Annotated in this window: 2 protein-coding genes; both read right to left on the reverse strand. The window is 70.4% G+C overall.

The window, feature by feature from the left end; genetic code table 11:
- Positions 1-680: 680 nt before the first annotated feature.
- The gene (locus GA0074692_RS13205; RefSeq protein WP_141725269.1) at positions 681-17144 is read right to left on the reverse strand and encodes a hypothetical protein; all 16464 of its coding nucleotides are present in this window, start codon (positions 17142-17144) and stop codon (positions 681-683) included.
- Entirely contained in the window at positions 17123-22981 is a 5859-nt protein-coding gene (locus GA0074692_RS34715) for a hypothetical protein (protein ID WP_091644223.1), read from the reverse strand. The genes GA0074692_RS13205 and GA0074692_RS34715 overlap by 22 nt, the downstream gene beginning before the upstream one ends.
- Between the last annotated feature and the right edge of the window lie 118 nt (positions 22982-23099).

Below are 23099 nucleotides of genomic sequence, written 5' to 3' on the forward strand. Positions count from 1 at the left end.
GAGGGTGGCGGCCAGGTAGCCGAGGGCCGACACGGCGGCCGGGTCGGCCACGTCCGGCCGGGCCAGCAGGTTGGTCAGCAACTCCTGCCGCCCGGTCGGCATCCCCGGCAGCGGGGCCGGGGTCCCGGCCGCTGTCGGCGCCGGTGGGGTGGGGCCGAGCAGGTACCGGTATCCGTCGTCGAGGTGGCCGTAGCGGGCCAGGGTGAGCAGCGCGTCGCGGGCGGCCAGGTCGACGTCGTGGGGCAGTCCCGCCCGGCGGATCTGCAGCGCGCTGTGCGCCCGGTCGGAGAGCAGGTCCGCCCGGTGACCGTCGAGGAAGGCGCGGGAGTCGTCCCAGTTGCCGATGGCGAGCCACTCGTCGAGCGTGGCGGATGCCGGGGGCGTCGGATGGTGCACGACGTGGGCCCGCGGCAGTGGGGTGTCCGCCGTCCCGGCCCAGGTGTCGGCCGGTGCGGGTAGTGCCCGGATCAGGTCGGCGGGGGTGGAGACGTCCTCCCACGCGTGGGCCAGGTCGGTCGCGGTCGCCCCGGACGCGGTCACCTCGGCGGCGACCCGGCCGGCGTCGTCCGGGGTCAGGCCGTCGAGCAGGTCGGCGACGCCGTGGTACCGCTGCCGCTCGATGATGTCGAGCGCGTCGCGCAGCGTCGCCACGTCGCGGCCGGCTGCCGTGGGCATCTCGGTCAGGGCTTGCAGGGTGTCCGGCCAGTTCTGCGGGGGTTGATGGTCCACGCGGCGGAGGCGATGGCCCGGAAGGTGTCCAGTGCGCCGACGGCCGGGTCGAGGATGTCGGCCACGGCCCGCAGGATGCCGGCGTCGGAGACGGCCTCCGGCCCCGGCCGGGGTCGGGTCACCCGGGGGTCGGCGTCGACGAGGTCCGCCAGCGCCCGCAGCCCGGCGGGGGCGGTCGGGTCGATCGGGTCGGTCGGGGCGGTCGGTACCACCGCGGCCACCGCGTCGGCGAGCACTCGGTGCCGGGCCGTCGCGTCGGCGGCGGCGAGGTAGTCGTACGCGGCGGTCAGTTGTCCGGCCCGGATGGCGTCGAGCAGGGCACGATGCCGGTCGCGGACCGGATCGCCGGCGGGTGCCGGGGTCGTCTCGGTCCGGGTCGCGTCGGGCTGGGCCGGCGGGGTCGGGGGTGACGCCGGCCGGGCCTGCTGCTGGTCCTGCGTCAGCCGCGTCGCGGTCGGGTCGGCGCGCAGCATCCCGAGGTTGTCCTCCGCGAACTGCCGGGACGCCGTCCAGTTGCCGTCCTGAAGCAGCCAGCTCGTCAGCACGTCGGGCTCGACCAGGGTGACGGCCGACGCCCCGGCGAGTACGTCCTGGAACTGCTGGGCGTCGAGGGTCCGCTCGGCCGTCCCGAGGGCGAACGGGTCGTAGAGCCGGTACGTGCCGTCGGCGTCGACACGTGCCGCGGCGGCACCCTGGGGGCGGGTGATCCACACTCGGGTGCCGGGGCGCAGCGTGTCCGGCGCCTGCGGCAGCGGCAGCGGCAGCGGCCCGGTGGTGGTCCATCCCGGGGGCAGGACGGGGGCCAGCAGCCGCCGCGCCTGACCGGCCCGGGTCTGGGCGGTGTCGGTGTCGTGCCGGGCGGTGTGGACGGCAAGGGGGTTCGCGGGTTTGGCGGGCAGGCCCTCGGTGATCCACTCACGGGCCCGGTCGTCGGCGTCGGCGCGGGCCTGGCGGATGTGCGTCTCCAGCTCCGGACCCAGCTCCGCAGCGGCGTCCATCTGCACCGGGGTACGGCCCAGCAGCTCGTGGTAGAGGGCCATCTGCCGTCGCAGGCGGATCCCGGCCGCGTCGGCCCGCAGCTTCAGGTCACGGTCCAGGTCGAAGATCACCTCGGGGGCCGTGACCGGGGCGAACGTGCCGTCCGGACCCTCCCGCAGTGCGACGATCCAGCCCTGCGGGTCGATCCGGTACCGGCTGGCCGCGCCCTGGTCGTCGGTGACGGTCAGGTCGAGGTGGGTCTTCAGCTCGAACGCCACCACCCGGGCCACGGGGCGCGGGTCCTGGGCGAGCAGTTCCACCTCCTCCGGCGGGGTGACCGACGGGGAGCCCGGCGGCTGCACCGCCTGCACCCGCTCGACGATCTGGGGGATCCGCTCGTTGAAAAGCCGCACGTCGGCTGCGGACAGCGCGGCACCGACCGCGAGCTTGCCGACCCGGTTCTTCCAGGCGGTCAGCTCGGCGAGGTCGGCGGTGGCCTGCTGCGTGGCGTTGAGCTGCTGGAGGTGACCCACCGCCCAGTCCAAGGTCACCTCGTACCGGCGGCGGGTCTGCTCGGCGGCGCTGGCGGTGAGCCGGAGCGGGCTGACCGGGTCGTAGTGGTTGCCGAGCTGGTCGCGGATCAGCAGGGCCACATGCTGGGGCGCCTGGTCGGGGTCGAAGTCGCCGGCCTGGATGACCCGGTCGGCCACCGGCGCGGCGGCCATGCCCGCCGGGGTGGCGCGTTGCAGCAGGCCCTCCAGACCGATCGTGGGGGCGTCGGCCGCCGGTGCGGGCCAGCCGGCCGGGTTGTTCGTCTTCCAGTCGTACCGTTCGGAGAGCGCGCGCTGGAGCTCGTGTACCTCGTCGGCGAACATCTCGTAGAACCCGTCGCCGCTCATCCAACCGGTGCCGGGGGCGTCGTCGGCCTCGAACCGCGCCGGCTCGATCGGCGCCAGGCCGGCGTCGCGGTGGAACGCGCTGTGCTGGTGCGGGACCGCGACGAAACGCGCCTGGGTGCGGATCCGGACCAGGTACGTCAACCCCTGCATCTTGAGGTGGTTCTCGAGCCGCTTGGTGTCGTCGAAGGTGGCGCTGTGGCTGGCCGGCGCGTTCCGGTTCGCGCCGGTGGAGATCCGGCCGCCGGCCGTCGTGTCCTCCTGCGGGCCGATGTTCGTCTTCCCGATCGGCGAGCCGTAGGCCGCCTCCGCGTCGAAGTTGGGCCGCCACCGGTTGCGCGACTGGGTGGCCGAGGTGGTGAACGCGAACTTGGCGTACCGGCCGGTGCCGGTGGTGGCAAGCTCGCTGATGATCTCCAGCGAGTGCAGCTTGACGTACATCCGCATGGCGACCCGGTTGTTGGACGAGCCGGCGACGAACAGGTGCGAGCCGAGCAGGTACCCGCCGTCGCCCAGCCCTTCGGAGAGGTGGTTGTCGACGTTGAGCCGGGACAGCAGTCCGTCGAGCGCCACGCTGCCCCGGTACATCGGGGCGTTGGCCTGCGGGCCGAGCACGTTGCCCATGAGGTGCCGGGCGGCCGGGTAGAGGTCGTCGACCAGGGCGGCGCTGACGTAGGCGTCGCCGGGCAGCGCCGGCAGCGCGCGCAGGTCCAGCTGCGGCGACCGGGGGACGGGGGTGGCCTCGGCCAGCCCCCGGGGCACCTTGAAGTCGATCCGCCCCTCGTAGTGACGGGTCAGCACCGGCTCCACCGGCGCGAGGGAGATCCAGTCGGCGAAACCGGCGGGCGCCTGGTGCAACGCCCAGTCCGCCGCGCTGTTCATGGCCGTCATCACGTGGTTCACCAGGTAGCTCGGCTGCCAGCCGTGCATCTGCACCCGGCTGAGCTCCATGGTCAGGCCGATGTCGTCTTCGGCTTCGTAGTTCCCCGTCCAGTCGTAGACGGTGCGTTCCCGGACGACCTGCGCGGCACCCTTGACGCCGCGCCCTCCGCCCGGCGCGAACGACAGTGACCCGGCGGTGGACACCGGGACGCCGTCGACCGAGAAGCCGAACCGGGCCGGCGTCAGGTTCCAGCCCAGCGCCTGTCCGATGATGCGAGCGGTGGCGCCGTAGGCGTGCTCGTAGTTCTCGATGCCGTAGTCGGCCCTCCAGCCGGTGTACCGCGGTCGGCCGCCCAGGGTGCCCGAGACCTTCAGCTTGAACATCTGGGCCGCCACCGGGTTGCGCTGGTCGACCAGGTAGAACGTCACGCCGTTGTAGCGGTGCAGCATGTCGGCGAACACGATGTTGGCGCGCTGACCGGCGAGCGTGGACTGGAGCGTTTCGAGGCCGCCGGGCAGCGCGCCGACCACCGACTCGTCGGGCGAGACCATCAGCACGCCCCAGCTGGTCCCCGCCCCCGGCCAGTTGTCGTGGCTGGCCCCGAGCAGCCCGGGCCGGCCCGCGTCCACCAGTTCCCGAACGGCGTCCAGCACGGTCGTGGTGGGGCGCGGCCCGCCGTCCGCCGGGGCCGGCCCGGTGAACAGCACCAGATCGTCGACGCCCGCGTGGCCCAGCGTCCGGTCACCGGTCCGGGTCAGGTAGGGCGGCACGGTCAACGCGCTAAACGGGTTGACGTTCGGGTCCAGGGTGATCCCGAAGTCGGTGGCGAACCGCGCGCGGCGGCGCGGGTCGAGCACCGCGCCGCGCTGGTCCACGTGCCGGTCGGCGAGCGTCAGCGCCCATGTCTGGACCCGGTGCTGGATCAGGTACGCGCCGAGGTCGGGCAGACCGTCGACGGTGCGGCTGCTGGCGCGGTCGGCCAGGTCGCCACGCCACCGGCTGAGCAACCCCGCCACGGTGTTGCCGCTGAGCACCAACTCACCGCGGGACCACCGGCCCATCGCGTCGACCAGCTGCACATCGCTGACCGGCAGCTTCCCGGCCGCGTACTGCGCCAGGGCCTCCGCCTCCGGCAGGATGAACAGCATCGTGCGGCCCCGCAGGTCGGCCCCGGGTGGCACGCTGACCCGGCTGGCGGCGAACCCGACCTGCTTGTGGATGCCGGCGCGGACGTTGGCGTCGTATTCCGCCACATAGGCGTACCCCAGGCCGAAGGCCAGCTTGAGCATCTCCAGGCCGCCGACGCGCTTGGTCTCCGCCGACTCGCTCTCGCTGACCCGCACGCCCGCCGACTCGCCGAAGCTGACGTTGACCGGGCCGAACTTGCGGCTGAGGCCGACGTTGGGCAGGTTGAACACCTTCGTGAACGACTCGTTGGCGACGTTGACGGTCTCGGCCAGGTACAGCTCGATCAGGCCCGTGACGTACTGGTCCGGGGTGGCGCCGACGAACTGCGCCCCCTTGATCCGGGGCACCTTGACCGAGAGCGCGGCGTTGGTGTTCGCCCAGAAGCCGGGCTCGACCAGGGTGGTCGCGCCGTACTGGCCGAGCATGGCCTCCTTGAACCGCGCCTGGAAGGTGACGTGGTTGGTCAGGCTGGCCACCGGCCCGGTCATCGGCCGGCCGGCCAGGGTCAGGTCCCGCGGCAACTGGTTCTGCGCCGCGGCGCGCAGGCCGTGCGCGTCGACGAAGTACACGATGCCCTGGTGGAGCGCCGACGGTGCGACGTCGCCGGGGGCGACCTCGCTGAAGGTGGCCGGGTCGGTGTTGAACTTCAGCAGCGCGGCGTGCACGTTGGCGCGGATCAGCTCCGGCGAGACGATCGGGGCGTCCCGGTCGCTGATCCGGACCACGAAGCCCAGGTCGTACGGCGCGTTGACGAACATCACCCGGCCGCCGTACTCCTTCAGCTCCGGCCGGTTGACCACCCGGGTCACCCGCTCGGCGGCGCCGACGTTGCGGCTCACCGACCCGCCGAGGAGTCCGACGGACCGGACATCCTTGACGCTCGGCGGCAGCGCTGTGTTCACCCCGCCCTCCACCGACCAGCCCTGGTTGCCGCTCGCGCCCTGGCCGGCGATGCCGAGCGACATCCCGAGGGTGACCGTGCTCACCTCGTCGCTGAGCCGTTCGAAGTGCACCGAGTTGCCGTCCGCGTCCACGTCCGCGGTGATCCGGGGAATCGCGAAGACGGTCACCTCGGCGGTACGCATCACCGCGTTGCGCCAACTGTGCAGGGTGAAGGACATGCCCGCCGCCGGGGCGGGCGCGTCCGGGTCGTCGACGAACGCGGCACCGTCCTGGACGAGCGAGTCGAAGTGCGACTCCAGGCCGTCGCCACTGACCATCTTGTGGAACAGGTCCAGGTTGTCGATCGTGGCGTCGGTGTCGCGGTGGACGACCTCGTCGTAGACGTCCCGCGCCCCGTCGACCATCCGACCCAGCAGCGGCCGTTCCTCCAGGGGCGTACCGGGATCCGGGGTCGCCGGCCGGTTCTGCTCCCCGTGTGCCCACGGCCGGTCCCCGTCCGCCGGAAGGAACCCCTCACCGGCCAGCACCTCCATGAGACCGGCCCGGAGCCGCCGCACCGCCGGCTTGTCGATCCTCGGCAGGGCCTGACCCAGCAGACCCCGCCCCTGGATGACGTGCCGGGGCAGCAGGTTGCCGCCGGTGTCCTCCGGGTGCACGCCGGTGTTGCGCAACCTCGGCCGCCACTGGTCGTGCGGCACCGACCGCAGTCGTCCGCCTGCGGGCACCACCGCCAGGTCACCGTCCGCCAGACCGGGGACGGTATCGGGGGCGAAGGCGTCCGCGTCGACGCTGAACCCGTAGTCGAAGGCGTCCGGCTCGGACATCCGGAGCACCGCCGACCCGTTCACCACCGGCGTCGGATGCGGCCACTCGCGCGGGCGGCGGGAGGTGGACACCTCGGCGTGCCACTCGAACGGCACCTCGTGGCCGACCGTCTGACCGGTGTACCGGCCGACCACGACGTTCAGCGACGCCACCGTGACGCCACCACCGTCGTTGCTGGTCCAGCTCATCCCCGCACGGGCGGAGAGACCGAGCTTGGCGTTCTCCTTGTACGCCTGTGGATCGTCGAGACGCCGGGCCAAGGGCAGGTCCACCGCGCCACCGAGGGACAGCCCGGCGGACTGCCCGAGGGTGAACTCGCCGCCCTGCCCCACGATGCCGGTACGCACCTGCTCGATGTGGGCCTTGTCGCTGCTGGCGCCCACCCGCGTGGAGCCGCCGCCGAGGCCCACCTGCACGGAGCCGCCGAGACGACGGCCGTACACCCGGATGCTGGCCGCCGCGTGCCCGTCGTCGTGCAAGGTGAACGCGAAGCCCCGGGTCAGCGCGCCGGCGTCGCCGTCCGTCTCCGGCGTACGCCGGTTGTTCACCGCCTCGTCGAAGTGGGTCTCCAGGTTCCACAGCTTGCGCTGCAACTCACCCCGCATCGGGCTCTCGATGGACATGTCGAAGCCGTCGGCGCGCAGCCGGTCGATGACGAGGTCGTACAGCTCGTTCAGGCCGGTGATGTTGCTGGCGGAGAAGAGCTCCGGCACCCGCGTCAGGTTGTCCCGCATGTGCTCGGGCAGGTCGGCGACCACCTGCTCGCCGGCGCTCTCCAGCAGGTGGTCGGGGATCGCCACCACCAGCCGGGCGGCCTCCTGCCCATCCGGCGGCTCCGGCACCTCCACCGCCTGCCACGGCTGCGCGTCGCCGCGTGCCTCGATCAACCACCCCGGCTCGTACGAGTAGAACGTCGAATCCGCGCGGGTGTCGAACACCCGGCCCTTCTCCGCGTCGATGAGGTAGGCGGACTTCTGGTCGACCTTGTTGAGGGTGGCGTTGAAGCGGGGCCCCCAGTGGGTCATCGGGCCGAGCGGCACGTCGACGTTGAAATCACCCCGCAACCGCATCGCCCGCGTGGTGGTGCCGTCGGACTGGCTGTGCGCACCGGTCTGGAAGACACCCTGGGTGAACTGGTTGGCGTGGAAACGGCCGTCCTCGCTCGTCCGGCCCTCGGTGTCGTCCAGCGACGGACCGGACGTCTCCGTGTCGAACGAGCCGGCCGGGTTCGACACCAACTGCGGGTCCTCCGGCCGCAGGCGGGCCCGGACCTCGATGCCACCCAGCGTGAACAGGTGCCCGTCCGCGGAGACCAACTGCGGGTAGTTGTTGAGCAGCCGCTCACGCAACTGTTCCCACTCGTTGTCCCGCACGGTGACGCCCCGACGGGCCACCTCCGCGCGCAGCCCCTGCTCGATACGGTCAACGTCCGGCAGGTTGGCCTTGGGATCGCCGAGCGCCAGCGCCCGCCGGTCCGGGGTGGCCGGCCGCGCCGGAGCCGACGCGGACGACCCGCCGGGATCGGGTGCGGCCGGTCCGGCGCTGGCCGCGTTACCGAAGACCCGGACGTCCCGGTCGGCCTCCGGAACACCGGAGAGCAGCCGGGCGACCGTGTCGGCCACCTCGCGCGGGATGGGACCACCCCGGGACTGGACCACCACGGCCACCCCGCTCGCGGGGGCCGCCAGGGCGTCGGGGGAGAGCGTGTTCGGGCTGGTGCCGTTCTGCGCAAACAGGACGACCCCGGTCTGCTCCCGGACCGTCCAACCCCGGTACACCTCGTACCCGTCGGTGGCAGCCGGTCGCAGGCCCAGCGGCCCCGGCTGCCGGGGCGGTGCCGGACGCAGCGGCACCCGCCAGGCGTGCGCGGCGGCCGGGAAGGTCTCCTGCCCCCGGGCGTCGACCGGGATCAGCTCGTCGGCACCGGCCGGCTGCCGACCCACCACGGAGACCGGCAGCACCAGTTCCAACCGCCCGCCGAACCGCTCCCGCAACACCTCCGCCACCCGGGCAGCGTCCACCGCACCGGACGACGTGCCCGGGGTGCCGGCGGCCGGGGGCGCGACGAACACCTGGAGCGGGCCGGCACCCGAAGGAAGCCCTCGATGGACGGCCTCCACGACGGCGACCGGGTCGCCGACCGACTCGTCCACCACCAGCCGGGGCCGGTCCGGGCTGGTCAGGTCGGACCAGTTCAGGGTCGTGGCACCGGCCGGCGGCCGTGGACCGGCGTGGGCGAGCACCCCACCCGGAACGTGACTCAACTGGACGCCGGCCGGCAGCCCGGACACCTCCGACGGGACGAGAGTACGTCGGTCCAGCCCCATCCCGGAGGTGATCAGGTGCGTCGGCGGCGCGGCCGGCATGCCCCCGAAGATCCGACCGACCCGGTGACCCACCTCGGCCGGCAGCGCAGTCGCTTTCCAGCCCAGGAACACCACCGGCTCGGCCAGCCAGCCACCGGTCTCCGGCAGCAACCGCCGCGCCCCGTCCAACTCGGACTCCGGCCCGATCCACAGGTGGCTACCGCCGTCCCACACCACCCAGTCGTCGCCGAGCCGGTACACGCCGGGCGACTGCTCGGGCAGGCCGTACGGGGCGGGCCGGCGCGGTGCGCCGGTGACCTCGGGCAGGAAGAGGTACCGCTCGGGCCGCCCGCTGAAGAAGGTCACCTCGCCGTTGGCGTCCAGCGGGACGATCTGCGGGCTGGGTGTCGGCCGGTCCCGCAGCGCCGACCGGGGCACCGACAACATGGCCGAGGACTGCGGCCCCAGCCCCTGCGCGGTGACCTCCAGCGCCCGGGCCACGCTGACCGGCTGATCCTGCGGCCAGTGCAGGACGGCCATGGTGGCGTCCTGCGCCCGCAACCCGGCCAGCGCGGCACCGAGGCTGTCCGGGTCGAGCACCGAGGAGTGCAGCAGGACGGCCGGGCCGGGGCCGGTCGGGGCCAACACCCGCGAGCTGATCGGGCCGGGCGCGGCGTCCCTGTCGTGCAGCAGCACACCGCCCACCGCGCGCTGGAGCCGCAGGTTCTCCGGTAGCCCTTCGGCCATCACCACCAGCGGCGCGTCCGGGGACGCACTGGCCAGCGGGACGACCTGCTGCTGACCGTCCCCGGCGGCCGGGGCCGGCGGTTGCGGGGCCGGCGCGAGCTGCTGCGAGGGTACGGCCGACGGCTCGACCGCCGCAGGGGTCTCCGGCACGAGCGCGTCGAAGTGGACGCCCGGCCGCTCCGGGTCGGCCGCCGCGCGGGCCAGACTGACCGGGGCGCCCCCGGCCGGGCCGTACCCGGCCACCGGCCGCACACCGTCCGGGGCGACCTGGGAAATCTGCATCCGGGCATCGGTCGCGTGGGCCAGCAGCGGTGCCAGGAACCGGCCGGCCGGGCTGTCCGACAGGTTCGCCCAGTCGTGCACGGCCGCCTTCACCGCGGCCAGTTCCCCGGAGTCGAGCTGACGATCGGGGTCGGTCAACACCTCGAGCAGGTGACGGCCGGCGTCCGCCGGATTCGCCCGCATCTCGTCGAGGCGTGCCCGCGCGGTGTCCGGGTCCAGGAGACCGGCGGCCAAGAGTTCACCGACGCGCCGCTGCGCCTGGTCGGGGCTGAGCGTTGCCACGTCCCGCTCGTGTTGCGGCTGGAAGGCGAGCCGCTGCGCGGTCACGTCCGCCGGCAACCGCCCCGCGTTCTCCTCCAGATAGCCGGACACGTGGTCCCGCAACAGCTCGGTGACCCGGCCGAGCTCGGACCCCTGCGGCACCCCGGTACGAACCGATTCGGCAACAGCGGCCCGCACCCCGGCCGGACCTGAGAGGAACTCCCGCAGGTCCGCCGGCAGCCGCGCGTCCAGCGCGGTGCGGACCAGGGCCGGTTCGGAGGCGACGAAGGCGGACAACAGGTCGAGACCGTCGCGGGGCACGCCGAGCGGGACCAGGGCAGGCGCCGGCCGGGGCTCGACCGTGCGAGCGACGTACGAGGCAGCCGTCTTACGGATCTCGTCGAGTTCCCAGGCGGTGAACCCCGGCTCGTGGAGATGATCGTCACCGACGGTCCTGGACGTCCTGAGCAGATCATCCGGCGAACCATCGTGCGGCACCCCGGCGAAGTGCTTCAGCTCATGCCCGTAAGCGCGGGACGGAAGATCGGCAAGCCAGTGCAGTTGGGTGATCCGACCCGCCGAGCCATCCTCGCTGACCCAGACACGATGACTGTCCTTCAGGTCACTGCCGTACCGGCTGAGCCGAACCACCGTCTCCGCGGCCGGATCGAACACCACCGCCACCGCCGGCGGCCCACCCTCCGGCCGCAACCGCTCGTTGGTCTGCACCACCCACTGCTCAACCGCACCCAACGTGTCCACAATGGATTTCTCCACCACGTTCGCGTCAGGCTCCAACCGAAGACGGAACACCACCGTCCCCGACTCACCATCCACCCAATGATCGACGTGGACCCGAACCCCCGCATCCTCCCCCGCCGTCACCACCCGGAACGGACGCCCGTCCCCCGGCGTCGGCACGAACTCCAGCGGCGCCGGACCCTTCCACGTGAACCGATCCGAATGCACCCGGTTCATCTCGCCCCACGAAGGCAAACCCTCCGCACTGCGATACGACACACGCCAACCACCGTCAACCTGCTCCACCGACGGCTCCACCCCAGCCGCCCATCCGGAAGACGACAGGGTCTCCACGCCCACACCAGCCGAGAACGAGCCCTTCCCAGGACCCCACTCGAACGCGGCCGGGCTGCCAGGCAACTCACCCCCGGTACGCGGACGCTTCTCGAGTGGCCCCGCAGGCCATGCCGGCGCGGCCGGACGTTTGCCGCTGTCGGTCGTCTCCCACTGCGTCTTGAACTCGTCGAACCACTCATTCGGCAGGTTCGTGTCGATGAGCCGGTAGACGTATCCGGACTGGTCGGCCAACGGCGCCTTGACCACGGCGACGATGCTCGTGACGACGTTCGACTCCTCCAGCCGGAGAAATCGGCCGACCCGCAGGGCGACTTCCGTCCCAGGGGAGAGATCCACCTCCTGCCCGTCCAGCGTCCTGCCCGAGTTGTCATCGCCGAGCGTGAGCGGCAGCGGGTATGGCGTGCGCCTGTCCTCCTGCATGACGAGATCGATGGATACTTCGTCGAGGAGCGCCGCTGGCTCGGCCGATTCCCACAGCGCCATCGAACGCAGCCGCTCGATGTCGTAGGCGGTGGGGGCCGGCGAGGACAGCTCCAGGTACAGGGGCGCTCCGGTGCCGTTCCTCCCGGCCGGTGCTTCCAGGACCGCCAGGGGTCGACTATCCATGCCGTACCCGAGCCGGAAACGCCCCTCCCTCAGTTCGGCGGCGATGACCGGCGGAAGTCCGTCGGCCACCTCGACCGGTGGGAGCGTGACTCGCTGGCCGCCGAAGGTGATGTCAAATGTTCCGCTTTCGCTCACCGGCGCCGTGACGTGGTAGGAATTGCCGAACGTCCACCGGTCGACGGTCTCCCATACCGGGCCGGCTGCCACACTCCACAGTTCGGCCAGCTCGCTGTCGGTGAACCTGCGGGCGATCTCCTGGTAGACGAACCTCTCGGTGCCGTCGGGCGCGGTGTACGGGATTCTGGCAATACCGACACCTTCGCCGTCAACCTTTCCGAAATCGACAGCGACCCTGTCGCCCGGGACGGCGACTCGATCGGCATATCCGAGGGAAATGTCGTTGCCGTCAAGCCGGAGCCGAAGAGTTGGACGACCCGCGGTGTCCTCGACGAGGACGGGGATGGTGAACGGGTCTTGCAGGTTCCAACGGTTCTCGTCCTCCCAGGTGCTCTCCTCGCGGAGGGCGTCGCGGTATCGGAGGTGTTCTTCGAGTACGTCGGCGCGCACCTGGGGGGAGCTGGGGCGTTGGCTGATAGCCGCGACGTTCCGGTGGAAGGTGTCCCGCAGGAGCGGCCAGTGGCCGATCGCCGTGTTCTGTTCCGCCGTGTCGACTTCGGTTTTCAGCACCTCGAGCGCCTCGTCGAACACCACGTCCAGTCGGCGCAGTTCGGTGAGGGCTGCGGGTGACGGGAAGCCCTCGACGATGCGGGCATCGTGTGGGTCACGAGGCTGGGCGAGATAGTAGGCGCCGTCAAACCAGACGACTGGTTGCGGGACCTCACCGTCATCGGACGGTGGACCGATGACGTACGGGGCACCGTACGGATAGTGGATCGCCATCGGCAGACCCAAACCCCAGGCCACGATGTGGGGAACCACGTGCACGACGTCGGGATAGCCCGGCTGGCGGTGTAGGAGTTTGTTGAGTAGGTGCTGGTGCAGCGTCTCCCGTCGCTGCTCGGACATGTCCTCCGGATAGGGGAGAAGTGCTCTGAACATCGACTGCCCGCCCCGGCGGAGGTCGGCGTCCAGGTGGCGGGCCACCAATGCGCCCAGTTCAGCCACGGTGGTGACGCCCGCCTGCGCCAACCGGTCCTGATGGGTGCTCAACACCGTCCCGTAGAAGGCGTCGAGCGGCCGCGCGCCGCCCTCCGCGCGACCGATGCGGAAAACCTCATACGCCCAACGCTTGAATGCCGACCCTTTGTGGGTTTTCCTGGCCGTCAACTGTTCGATCGCCGAGTGCACTTTCCGCCACGGGGCCTCCACTGCCCGCTCATTCAGAGCATTCAGATCTTCCGCAGTAAAGTCCGTATCAAAGTCCCGGTAGATGAATCTCTCGGTTCCGTCGGGCGCCGTGTAGGGAATTCTGGCAACAGCGAAGACCTTTTCACCGTCCATCCCGAAATCGACGGCGATCCGGTCGCCCGGGATGGCGACAGCATTCAGATGGCGGATACGCAGGCGCTTGTCACCCACTTGGGCAAACGCCACTGCCATCGAATCACCTTGGGAGGCAACGTTGAGGTGGAGGGTGACCCGACCTCCCTGAGGCCTTGGGTCCTCTCCTCTCCAGGGGCTGGATTGGAACATGCTGTGGAGGTACCGGCGGTATTCCGCCAGGATGTCGGCCTGCTGCCGGGGCGATTTGGGGCGTTGCCGCTCGGCGAGATCTACCCCGCCGACCCCTTGACGGATGACCGCGAGCCTACGCTGAAGGTGTTCCCGCTGGACGGACCAGTGGCTGCCGGCCGTTCGGAGTTTCTCTTCCACCGCACCGATTCGCGCCAGCAGCATACCGAGCGCCTGGTCGAACAGTCCATCCAGTCGCCGCTTCTCACCGTCCGGTATTGGCGTCCGCTCGGGACCCATGGCGATTCTGGCGGCGAGGTCAGCATCGTTTGGATCAGCAGGCCGGCCGAGGTAGTAGGCGCCCCTGTAGAAGACAACTGGCAGCTTGGTGGAATCGGACCCCGAACCGATGTCGTGCGGGGCGTCGAACGGTTGGTAGATGCGCACCGACTGGGGTATGAGCCGGGCCAGGACATGGACAGCCACATGCGCGACGTCGTGATCGCTGTTGTAGCCGTACGCGATTTTGCCGATCCACTGCCGGTGCAGGTCCTCTCGTCGCTGCTCGGACACGCCCTCCGGATACGGAAGCAAACGCCGAAACTCCGACGCGTCACCCAGACGGAGATCGGCGGCCAGGCTGCTGGCCGTCCACTCGTGCAGTCTTTGACGGTTGATCCCCAAGGCCGCAAACTGCTCTTTGAAGGTGCGGAAAACCGAGTCGTAGAAGTTGCCCGGTTTCGCTCGCGTGAGATCGATTCCGAACACCTCGCCCGTCCACCGCACGAAGTTCTGCTCGTCGAGGTTGCCCGCGGCTGACAACTGTTCGATCGCCGTGGCAACCGCCGCCGGCAACCAGCCCGACGTTTCAAGGTCCTCCTGCGGCAAGCCCTGCGCCGCATCGTCGGACCTCCCCGCCAGCATCGCCGCAGTCGACCCCGGGTTTTTCAGTGCCTCGGTGATGTCGCGTTTCAGGTCGTCGAAGCGCTCGTTGTCCACACCCGTGTCAAGAAGCCGGTAGACGTGTCCGGACCCGTCGACCAACGGCGCACGGACCACGACAGGAATGGTGCCGGCGACATCCGCCCCGACCCGCCCCGGCCACTGCCCCACCGACAGGGTGACCGATGTCCCCGGAGAGAGATCCACCTCCGCCCCGGCCAACGTCCTGGCCGGGTCAGGACCGCCGACCGCGATGGGCAGCGGACCGGGCGTCCATTTCCCCTGCTCCAATACGACTTCAAAAGACATCTGCTCGGAGAGAGCCCACCGATCCTCCGGTTCCCACAGCGCGTCCTTGCGCAGGCGCTTGATATCGTCGACGACGAGGGCGGGCTTGCCCACTTCCAGGTATAGGGGCAGTCCTGTGACGTTCTTTTCGGCCGGCGCTACCAAGACCGCAGTGGGTCGACCGTCCTCGGCGTACCCGAGGATGAGACGGCCGTTCAGGTCGGCATAGAGAACAGCCGGAAGCCCGCCGACCACCGGGACGTGTGGGACCGCGATCCGTCTGTCGTTCGGCCCGGCCGCCGGGTCGCCGTATTGACCGGCCAAATACTGGCGTCCCAATAGAGGCACTGCCACCTGATAGTGGTCGCTCGACAGCGGCAGGTGGTGAAGGTCCCACACGCGGCCGGCTGCCTTCCCCCTCAACTCGAGCAGGTCACCGTCGCTGAGATTGTGTTCGAATTTTAGGTAGAGGATCCTGTCGGTGCCGTCGGTCGCGTCGGTATACCGGAATTCCGCAAAAGCGATTCCCTCTTCGCCTCTCGCCCCGAAATGAACAGGAAGCCGGTCGCCCCGTATGGCCAGTCGGCCGATACTCACAGGCACGGCCCCGCCGTCCAGCGGCACGCTCAGCTCCATGGACTTACTATTCTTACGTCGCGTGACGCCGACGTCGAGCGTAAAGTCGTAACGGAAGCCCGTCGTTTCTTCCTCCCATCGATGATCCGCACGGAGGTCGTCGAAGTATAGGCGGTATGCGGCGAGTTCCCGGGCTTTCCTGTTGTGCGGAGAGTCGGGGTGTTCACGGATGTTGTGCGGAGAGTCGGGGTGCTCACGGATGACCGCGAGCTCACGCTGAAGCGTTTCCCGCAGGACGGGCCAGTGCTTGGAGTCGGTCGGATGGGGGTTGTTCTCCGCCTCCGCGATCGCCGCTCGCAGCAGATCGCGTGCGTGGACGAACAGTCGATCGAGTCGCCGCTGCTCGTCGTCGGATATCTCTGTCCGAGGGAAGCCCTCCGCGATGCGGCGAGTGCGTTCGACATCTGCCGGGTCAGGTAGCTGGCCGAGGTGGTAAGCGCCCTTGTGGAACACGATCGGATGCCGGATGACACCAGCACGGGGCTCCGGGCCGATGTCATGCGGAGCGCCGAACGAATGGTGGATCCGCATCGACAGGGACAACCGCGAAGCGATGACGCGCGGAACCACATGCGCAACGTCGTCATCGGCGGTCCTGACGTTCGCGATCTTGTTGATCCATTGCCGGTGCAGATCCTCCCGGCGCTGCTCGGACATGACCTCCGGATACGGAAGCAACCTGCTGAACTCCGACTCGCCACCCCGGCGAAGATCAGCGGCCAACTCGCGGGCCACCCACGCGCGCAGTCCAGAAATGCTGGGATCGACCCCCGCAGCCTTCAACTTCTCCTTGAAGCGACGCACCACAGCGTCGTGGAAGTCGTTCAGCTTCGGAACGTGAGCCAAGAGATCGATCCCGAGCACGTCGCGCGTCCACTGCGCGAACTCTGCCGCGACATCGCGGACTCCACCCGCCTCACCACGGGTTCCCACGGCCGACAACTGCGCGATCGCCGAAGCCACGGATCGCTTCCAGCCCCGCGGGACACCGCCGGACCCACCGACCGCCTGTACCCCAATCCGCTCCGGAACCTCCCGCACTTCCGCCGAGGCCGTGCTGATCTCTCTTGTCAGGTCGTCGAAGTACCGGATGTCCACACCGGTGTCGAAGAGCCGGTAGACGTGTCCGGGCCCGTCGACCAACGGCGCGCGGACCACGACAGGAATGGTGCCGGCGACACCCGCCCCGTCCTCCCCCTGCCCCGGCCACTTCCCCACGGACAGGGTGACCGACGTCCCCGGGGAGAGATCCACCTCCGCCCCGGCCAAGGTCCTGGCCCGACCACTACCGCTGACCTCGATGGACAGTCGACCCAACGCGGCACGAATCGACAATGACCCAGGGCGACTCGCCCCCGGCTGCAACACGACATCGAAAGACACCTGCTCGGAAAGAGCCCACCGATCCTCCGGTTCCCACAATGCCCTCTTGCGCAGCCGCTCGATGTCGTATCGGGTGATGACAGGTTTGGACAATTCCAGATACAGGGGCAGCCCTTTGACGTTCTTCCCGGCTGGTGCTTCCACGACGGCAGTGGGTCGGCCGCCGTCCCGGGCATACCCGAGCAGAAGCCGGGCCTCCTCCAGCTCCCTGGTGAGAACGGGCGGAAGTCCGCCGACTACCGGGGCCGACGGGATCCTCACCCCCAGGACATCCCGGCCGCGTTCGGCTCTGCCGAGCCCCACGCTCAATTCCCCGCTCCTGTGCACGGGCGTCGTTATGGAGAAATCGCGCACCAGTGGCGGACGGTCCAGGTCCCACACCTTGTCGGCCGCCTTGCTCCTCAGCTTGGCCAGCTGCGAGTCGTTGAGACTGCGGCCGATTTCTCGCCGAGAGTAGATTTCGGTACCGTCGGCCGCGGTGTACGAGACTTCAGCGAAGCCGGTGCCCGCTTCGTCGACCTTCCCGAAATGGACAGCGATCATATCGCCCGGGACAGCCATCCGATCGACATCAAGGACGACCGACTCTGCGCCACTCCACCATACGCGCAAATACCGGTGCCCCCGCCCCTCTGGTCGACGGCGACGGGCAGGTGGAGGGTGAACTGGTTCTCCAGGTTCTCCAGGTTCTGCCGGTTCCCGGACTCCCATCTGCCGGCACTGAGGAGGAGTCTCCGAAGGTAGTGGACGTGGGCAGCCAGTTCCCGGGCCTTCTTGTTGTGGGGAAAGTCGGGGTGTTGACGGATGACCGCAAGTTCGCGGTGGAAGGTTTCCCGCAGGATGGGCCACTGGTCGGAGTTGGTCGGATGGGGGTGGTTCTCCGCCTCCGCGATCGTCGCCCGCAGCAGATCGCGTGCGTCGTCGAACAGTCGATCGAGTCGCTGCCGCTCGTCTTCGGATATCTCTGTCCGAGGGAAGCCCTCAGCGATGCGCCGAGCGCGTTCGACATCGGCCGGGTCAGGCCGCTGGCCGAGGTAAAAGGCGCCCTTGTGGAAGACGACCGGATACGGGATGACACCAGCACCGGGCTCCGGGCCGATGTCGTACGGGGCACCGAACGGATGGTGGATCCGCATCGACAGGGACAACCCCGAAGCGATGACGTGCGGAACCACATGCGCAACGTCGAAATCGCCGGACTGGTTGCGCGCGATCTTGTTGAGCCATTGCCGGTGCAGATCCTCCCGTCGCCGCTCGGACATGACCTCTGGATACGGAAGCAACCCGCTGAACTCCGACTCGCCACCCCGGCGAAGGTCAGCGGCCAACTGGCGGGCCACCCACGCGCGGAGTCCAGGAATGCTGGGCTCGACCCCCTCAGCCTTCAACTGCTCCTCGAAGCGACGCACCACCGCGTTGTGGAAGTCGTTCGGGTGCGGAGAGTGATTCGCGAGACCGACTCCGAGCACGTCGCGCGTCCACTGCACGAACTCCGCCCCGACATCGCGGACTCCACCCCCCTCACCACGGGTTCCCACGGCCGACAACTGCGCGATCGCCGAAGCCACGGTCCGCTTCCAGTCCTGCGGGACACCGCCGGACCCACCGACGGCCGGTACCCCACTCGACCCCGGGTCCGGCCCGACTGGTGCGGGGTTCTCCGGCAGAGTCCCGAAACCAGGCGCCGAATCCTGCTGGTCCCACGCTGCCAGCAGCCGCACGGCTTCGCCCGGGTCGGCATCCGTCAGCCAACCGGTGGCCACCGATGCCGGCAGAGAAATCCCCGCCCACGGATTCCCGGAGTCGACCGGGTCGGTACCCGCCGGCGTCCCCCCGTCCTCGGACATCGGTGAATCAACCCCTGCTGGCAGGTCCGACCCGACCTGTTCGGGTTCCGCCAGCCGATCGACGTCGGACACCGGTGCCGGCGAATCCACCCGCGCCAGCGGAACCCAATAGTCGACCGGGCCGGATTCCGCCCGCCAATCGACGCCAGCAAACTCTTCGATCGGCTCCCAGGGGTCGTTCAGGTTGGCACCCGCCAGCCAATCGGTGCCGGACTCCGATGCCGGCGAATCCGAGGGGTCGACCGGCTCGGCGCCCCTCGGCGTTCCCCCGTCCATGTCGGACGCCGGTGACTCCCCTCCTGACGACAGGTCCGACTCGACCGGTTCGACATCCCACGCCGGCTCCCAGTCCTCGGGGATCTGCGCCGATGGTGTGTTCAGATTCAGCCCGCTCAGATCCGGGTCCGCTTCATGGAATCCCTGCTCGACAAACGCCGGGCCGGCGCCAGGCGCGTCGTCCATCTCCGCCGGGTCGGACGGCTGCCCGGAGAAGCCGGCCGGTTCGGGGGAGGTGGTGTCCGCCTGCATCGCCTGGGACGGACCGCGCGGCGGGGTGGTGGAGGCGAGCAGGACGGCGCCGGACTCCGATGCCAGCGGATCCGAGGGGTCGACCAGCTCGGCGCCCCTCGGCGTTTCCCCGTCCATGTCGGACGCCGGTGATTCCCCTCCTGACGACAGGTCCGACTCGACCGGATCGACATCCCACGGCGGCTCCCAGCCCTCGGGGAGCTCCGCCGGTGTGTTCAGATTCAGCCCGCTCAGATCCGGGTCCGCGTCTTGGAATCCCAGACCAACAAACGCCGGGTCGGTGCCAGGCGCATCGTCCATCTCCGCCGGATCAAACGGCTGCCCGGGGGAGGTGGTGTCCGCCTGCATCGCCTGGGACGGGCCGCGTGGCGGGGTGGTGGAGGCGAGCAGGATGGCGCTGGGGTCGATGCTGGTCGTGGTGCTCGGCTGCGGGTGTGCGGTGGTGCGGTCGGGAAGAAGGTCAGCGATCGTGGTGGGACGCCCGGTGCTGTCGAACGCGGCGAGTCGGGTACTCGATGCGAACAGGTGTCGTAGCCACGGGTCGCGTTTCGGGTCGGTCGGTTCGGGTCGGTCCTCGGCGCCGGGCACCAGGCCGTCGCGCACCTTGATCGTCGGTGGTCCGGAAGGTTGTGGCTGGCTGTGGAGGGCGAACACGTGTTGTGGTTCGTTGGGTGGTGCGATCCTGACCACGACCATCGATCCCGGTGCCGCTCGCAGCGCGGCGAGCACGTCCTCCGGGGTGACTCCGCCGGGGTGGGCGACGCTCTCGTCTGTCGCGCCGAGGATGTCCAGGAGTTGCGGCCAGCTCCGGGTGGGTGCGGGTCGGCCGTCGGGTCCGATGATCCGGTCGTCGAGTACCGCCCGTTTGCCCGGCCGTCCGTACGCGGTGGTGTAGGCGTCGAGGGTGGCCTGCACGCACCACCACCACGGGTCGCGGCTGTTGTCGGGGCTCACCGGCGTCTGATCGATCCAGTCGGCGACCCGCCGCGCGGTCTCGGCCGCCGCGACGGGCTGCCCGGTCGCCGCGACCGCCGGCTCCGGTGCCGCGCTGGCCGGCTCGCCGCGTCCGCCCGGGTCACTACCGACCGGCTCGTCCAGCGAGGACACGTTGCTGAACGAATCCCTGCCGCCGAAATCGCTCCCGACCGGGCCACCGCTGATCAACCCGTCCCGCGAGGAGGCGTCCCCGAACGGGTCCGTGTCCCTGAATTCGCGCCTGGCCGCCTCACCATTGTCCGACTCGTCGAGGGACGAGACGCCACTGACCGAATCCCCGTCGATGACGTCGCGTTTGACCGGGTCGCGGCTGGTCGGCTCGTCCAGCGAGGAGAGATCGCTGACCGTCATGATCTCGTCGCGGTCGGCCCGACCGTCCTGCGAGGAGAGGTCGCTGATCGTCGTGGGGTCGGTGAAGCTGCTGTCGCGGCTGAAGATGCCGTCGCTGGGGACGGAGAGTTCACTGACCGACGTCTGGTCGCTGGCGTCGTGGTGGTCCGGCGTGCCGTCGATGCGGGAGGCGACACCACCCGGCAGCGTGCTGCGGACGCCGGCCGCATCCGGAGTGCCCGGCGCGCCGGGCGTGCTGGACGTGGCCGGCACGCCGGGCACGCCGGGCGCACCCGGCACGCTGGGCGTGCTGGACATGGCCGGCGCGCTGGGCGTACCCGCCGTGCCGGGGGTGGCGGTGGCCTGGGCGAGTACCTGGTGGTATCCGTCGACCCAGTCCTGTCGGAAGGATTCGGCGAGGGTGTCGTGACTGGTCGGCTCGACGCCGTGCTTCCTGGCCAGGGCGGTGAACTGGGTTTCCGCCAGGCTGGCCGCTGCTGCGGTGTGCTGCTCCGGGGTCACCGGCACCGTCGGCACGTCGGTGCGTCCGTGTGCCGGGGTGTCCGTGCCGGCTGGGGTGGCCTCCGGTGCGGTGGCATCGGGGATGACCGCGGCCGTGAAGCGGGCGGGCAGGTCGGTGACCACCTGTCGGACCACGTCCGCCACGGCGTTGACCTGCGCGGCGTCCGGACCGGCCACCGCAGCCGACGGCACGGCCGACGGCATGGTGGACGGCTTGGTGAGTGGTGCGGTGGGTAGCGGGTTGGTGCCGAGGATCGCGTCGAGGCTCCGGTCCACGTGACGCGCGACCGCCGCACGCACGGCGTCCGACGGCACCGCCGCCGCCCCGGCGGCCCCCGGCACGCCCGCGCCACCCGGCACACCAGCGGTCCCCGGCGTACCGACGACCGCCGGCACGGCAGCACCGCCCGGCACGCCACCCGCCCCCGGCACACCAGCGGTCCCCGGCACCTGAACGGCCTCGGGCAGGACCAGTCCGCCTTGCAGGGTGACGGGCGTCGGTGTGCCGGTGGTGAGGTACTGGTCGATGTGGTGCTGGGCGGCCAGATGCACGGCCGAGCGCAACGCCTGCCGGTCGAACTCCGCCGGCAGCGCGGCGACGACCTGCTCCGGGCGTACCGCCGCCGGGATCTGCCCGCCCGCCGGGATCTGCCCCGCGAGGGCTTCGGTGATCCGGGCGACGGCCTGGTCCCGGACACCGAACAGGTACCGCTCGGTGAGGGCGGTGGCGGGCAGGCCGATCTGGGACAGGAAGGCGGGGACGGTCGGGTCGTTCTGCCGGGCGTCGGCCCACTCGGTGAAGACCTGCTCGACCGGCACGGGAAGCCCAGCCAGGAACTGCCGCGCCTGCCCGGTCCCGGCCAGCACCCCACCGTAATGGTCCACCAGCTCCCGCTGGAACCGCTGCCACTGCTCCACCACCGGCGCGCCAGCGGCCACGACCCACTCCGGCGCCGGCACCGGCGGCACGGGCACGTCCGGCACCGACCACGACGGCACGGACAGGTCCGGCGGCGACCACGCCGGCACCGGCGGCACCGGTTCAGGCACCACTGGCGCCGGTGCCGACAGCGACGGTGCCGGCACCGGCGGGACGGGCACCGGGGCCGGCCCGCCGGAGCCCGCACCCGCCGGATCGCCGACCTCCGGCTGATACGCGGACGGGTCCGCAGTGACCGGGATGGGCGGCGGCACCGGAGCGACCGGCCTACCGTCGGCGGTGAAGCCGACACCATCCGGCATCCGCCACCGGGGCCGGGTCGGATTGAACCCCAGGCCCACCGCGCCACGACGCGCACCCATCCCGGCCGCCGTCCCGGCCAACTCACCCGACCCCGACAACGCCCCGGAGAGCGCGTCCGGCCCGACACTGCCCGTGTCGTAGTACCCGTCGACCATCAAGCCGGCGCCGGCACCGCCGACCACCTCCATGCCGACTTCCGACACCGGCACCATCATCAGACTGGTCAACAGGTCACGCGTGGAACCCGACACCCCGAGGTGCGCCAGACCACCACCGACGGCACCGGCGAACCGGGCCAACGCCGGCGAGGCCGCCGTGGTGACACCCGCCACCGCCAACCCGTACAACGCCTGCTTACCGACCTGCGCCCAGTCGATCCCCGGCATCAGACCATCAGCCAGCATGCTGATCTGCGCCAACAGCGACGAGCCCGGCATGAACAACATCTGGATCGCCGTGCTGCTCGCCGCCGCCCGCACCATCGACGACCGCAGGATCGTCTGGATGATCGTCCGGGTCTTCACGATGTGCGCCGCCGCCTCCACCGGCAGGAAGAACGCCATCGCGAACGCGACCGCCAACTCGGTCATCATGAAGATGAACATGACCAGCGCCTGACGATCCGTCAGCTCCATCTGGTTGAGGAAGCCCCGCATCGCCTGGGCGGTGTTCACCTTCAGATCGGCGACCCCGTCCAACAACTCCACGAACGGAGCGGTCTGCGCCACGAAACGGTCGTAGACCTCACCCTCCCCCGCCGCCCGAACCGCCTTGATCGCCTGGATCAGCTCCGGAACCAACAGGGTCCGCACCCGATCCGCCAGCACCTCCAACGCGTTCAGGTCGTACGCCAACATCGGCAGATTCGACCGGTGCAACCGCATCCCGGTGAAATTTTCCAGGGCCTGCTTGTCCGACTCACTGAGCCCCACGGAAGGAACGGCGACCTTACCCATCGCGCAACGCCTCCGTTCCCTGCCCCTGGTCGCTCAGTGCGAATCACTCAGCGGCGCAGACCACCGCCCCGGCCCTCGGCCATCTCGTCTCCGC

It is taken from the genome of Micromonospora pallida, from assembly GCF_900090325.1.
Lineage (GTDB): Bacteria > Actinomycetota > Actinomycetes > Mycobacteriales > Micromonosporaceae > Micromonospora > Micromonospora pallida.

Excerpts from the sequence above, each read along its gene's own strand:
- GA0074692_RS13205 (WP_141725269.1), bottom strand. The coding sequence starts at position 17,144 with ATGGCTGTCCCGGGCGATATGATCGCTGTCCATTTCGGGAAGGTCGAC.